Annotated in this window: 6 protein-coding genes; 2 read left to right on the top strand and 4 right to left on the bottom strand. The window is 61.6% G+C overall.

What is annotated here, in order from left to right:
• Together LB557_RS31370 and LB557_RS31365 are read right to left on the bottom strand one after the other, a co-directional pair.
• A partial coding sequence (locus LB557_RS31370) for a thermonuclease family protein (RefSeq protein WP_224713163.1) occupies nt 1-400 on the bottom strand: 400 nt, incomplete at its 3' end.
• Nucleotides 401-463: 63 nt separating this feature from the next.
• Nucleotides 464-757 (bottom strand): protein ParC, encoded by a 294-nt coding sequence (locus tag LB557_RS31365; RefSeq protein ID WP_032488712.1) that lies wholly within the window; start codon nt 755-757, stop codon nt 464-466.
• A gap of 150 nt (nt 758-907) precedes the next feature.
• On the opposite strand from LB557_RS31365, the gene LB557_RS31360 reads away from it, so the two are divergent.
• Together LB557_RS31360 and LB557_RS31355 are read left to right on the top strand one after the other, a co-directional pair.
• A complete protein-coding gene (locus tag LB557_RS31360) occupies nt 908-1,159 on the top strand; it encodes an antitoxin ParD (protein WP_011205807.1) in 252 nt (83 codons plus the stop codon).
• A complete protein-coding gene (locus LB557_RS31355; RefSeq protein WP_011205808.1) occupies nt 1,156-1,467 on the top strand; it encodes a type II toxin-antitoxin system RelE/ParE family toxin in 312 nt (103 codons plus the stop codon). Before LB557_RS31360 ends, LB557_RS31355 begins: the two co-directional genes overlap by 4 nt.
• Before the next feature lie 71 nt (nt 1,468-1,538).
• On the opposite strand, the gene LB557_RS31350 is transcribed toward LB557_RS31355, so the two are convergent.
• Nucleotides 1,539-1,790, bottom strand: a complete 252-nt coding sequence (locus tag LB557_RS31350; RefSeq protein WP_064987254.1) for a hypothetical protein — start codon at nt 1,788-1,790, stop codon at nt 1,539-1,541.
• A 110-nt stretch (nt 1,791-1,900) separates the two neighbouring features.
• The gene (locus tag LB557_RS31345; RefSeq protein WP_065000063.1) at nt 1,901-2,617 is read right to left on the bottom strand and encodes a hypothetical protein; all 717 of its coding nucleotides are present in this window, start codon (nt 2,615-2,617) and stop codon (nt 1,901-1,903) included.
• Nucleotides 2,618-2,796 lie beyond the last annotated feature (179 nt).

Below are 2,796 nucleotides of genomic sequence, written 5' to 3'. Positions count from 1 at the left end.
ATTTCCACGGCTCGACGGCGTGCGGATCGGACCAGAGGCCGACGCGCTTGCCTCGCGCCTCCTGTTCGAGCCGCAGCATTTCAGGGTCGGCCGCGCGGCCGTGGAAGCGATAGGCCCACGCCATGCCCTGGTGAACCATCGCGGCGTTGACGTTGCGCGGCTGCGGCGGCCGGCTGGCCAGCTCCATGTTGACCCACACGGTGCCCAGCGTGCGGCCGTAACGGTCGGTGTCCTTCTCGTCGACCAGGACGTGCCGGCGGAACACCATGCCGGCCAGCGCCTGGCGCGCACGTTCGCCGAAGGCTTGCCGCTTTTCCGGCGCGTCAATGTCCACCAGGCGCACGCGCACCGGCTGCTTGTCTACCAGCACGTCGATGGTGTCGCCGTCGATGATGCGCACGACCTCGCCGGCATGGGCCGAGCTGCGCGGCAGCGGCGCGCAGCATGGCGTAGCTTCGGCGCTTCATGCGTGGCCCCATTGCTGATGATCGGGGTACGCCAGGTGCAGCACTGCATCGAAATTGGCCTTGCAGTAGCCGTCCAGCGCCACCCGCGAGCCGAACGCCGGCGAAAGGTACTCGACCAGGCCGGGCCGGTCGCGGACCTCGCGCCCCAGGACGTGGATGCGCCGGCCGCGTGTGCCGTCGGGTCCAGGCACGAAGGCCAGCGCCTCGATGTTGAAGTCGATGGATAGAAGTTGTCGGTAGTGCTTGGCCGCCCTCATCGCGTCCCCCTTGGTCAAATTGGGTATACCCATTTGGGCCTAGTCTAGCCGGCATGGCGCATTACAGCAATACGCAATTTAAATGCGCCTAGCGCATTTTCCCGACCTTAATGCGCCTCGCGCTGTAGCCTCACGCCCACATATGTGCTAATGTGGTTACGTGTATTTTATGGAGGTTATCCAATGAGCCGCCTGACAATCGACATGACGGACCAGCAGCACCAGAGCCTGAAAGCCCTGGCCGCCTTGCAGGGCAAGACCATTAAGCAATACGCCCTCGAACGTCTGTTCCCCGGTGACGCTGATGCCGATCAGGCATGGCAGGAACTGAAAACCATGCTGGGGAACCGCATCAACGATGGGCTTGCCGGCAAGGTGTCCACCAAGAGCGTCGGCGAAATTCTTGATGAAGAACTCAGCGGGGATCGCGCTTGACGGCCTACATCCTCACGGCTGAGGCCGAAGCCGATCTACGCGGCATCATCCGCTACACGCGCCGGGAGTGGGGCGCGGCGCAGGTGCGCCGCTATATCGCTAAGCTGGAACAGGGCATAGCCAGGCTTGCCGCCGGCGAAGGCCCGTTTAAGGACATGAGCGAACTCTTTCCCGCGCTGCGGATGGCCCGCTGCGAACACCACTACGTTTTTTGCCTGCCGCGTGCGGGCGAACCCGCGTTGGTCGTGGCGATCCTGCATGAGCGCATGGACCTCATGACGCGACTTGCCGACAGGCTCAAGGGCTGATTTCAGCCGCTAAAAATCGCGCCACTCACAACGTCCTGATGGCGTACTTACCCAAAGAACAGCTAGGAGAATCATTTATGCTCAGCACACTTCCACAAGCTCATGCAACTTTCTTGAACCGCATCCGCGATGCGGTCGCTTCCGATGTTCGCTTCCGCGCTCTTCTGATCGGCGGCTCTTACGTTCACGGAGGACTCGATGAGCACTCCGATTTGGATTTCGACATCGTTGTTGAGGACAACTGCTACGCAGATGTCTTGTCTACACGCAAGGATTTTGCCGAGGCACTGCCCGGCTTCCTCAACGCGTTCACCGGCGAACATGTAGGAGAACCGCGCCTTCTGATCTGCCTATATGGTCCGCCACTGCTACACATCGGGGGATCAAGCCCGCCTAATGAGCGGGCTTTTTTTTGTTGGTACCTTAAGGGCCCCTACTTGTACAGCTCGTCCATGCCCAGGGTGATGCCGGCGGCGTTGACGTACTCGTGCAGGACCATGTGGTCGCGCTTCTCGTTCGGGTCCTTCGACAGGACGGTCTGGGTCGACAGGTAGTGGTTGTCCGGCAGCAGGACCGGGCCGTCGCCGATCGGGGTGTTCTGCTGGTAGTGGTCGGCCAGCTGGACCGAGCCGTCCTCGACGTTGTGGCGGACGGTGAAGTTGGCCTTGATGCCGTTCTTCTGCTTGTCGGCGGTGATGTAGACGTTGTGCGAGTTGAAGTTGTACTCCAGCTTGTGGCCCAGGATGTTGCCGTCCTCCTTGAAGTCGGTGCCCTTCAGCTCGATGCGGTTGACCAGGGTGTCGCCCTCGAACTTGACGACGGCGCGGGTCTTGTACTTGCCGTCGTCCTTGAACGAGATGGTGCGCTCCTGGACGTAGCCCTCCGGCATGGCCGACTTGAAGAAGTCGTGGCGCTTCATGTGGTCCGGGTAGCGCGAGAAGCACTGGACGCCGTAGGTCAGGGTGGTGACCAGGGTCGGCCACGGGACCGGCAGCTTGCCGGTGGTGCAGATGAACTTCAGGGTCAGCTTGCCGATGGTGGCGTCGCCCTCGCCCTCGCCGCGGACCGAGAACTTGTGGCCGTTGACGTCGCCGTCCAGCTCGACCAGGATCGGGACGACGCCGGTGAACAGCTCCTCGCCCTTCGACATATGTTTTTCCTCCTTATAAAGTTAATCACTGCAGGTTTAAACGGCCGGCCGTTAACGCGGGCCGCGGCGCGCCGGATCCTCTAGAATCCTGTCTCTTGATCAGATCTTGATCCCCTGCGCCATCAGATCCTTGGCGGCAAGAAAGCCATCCAGTTTACTTTGCAGGGCTTCCCAACCTT

This window comes from Mesorhizobium sp. BR115XR7A (genome assembly GCF_020165315.1).
Taxonomy (GTDB): Bacteria; Pseudomonadota; Alphaproteobacteria; order Rhizobiales; family Rhizobiaceae; genus Mesorhizobium; species Mesorhizobium australicum.
The sequence above is the reverse complement of the archived record's forward strand: the minus strand, read 5'-3'. Positions and strand labels throughout refer to the sequence as shown.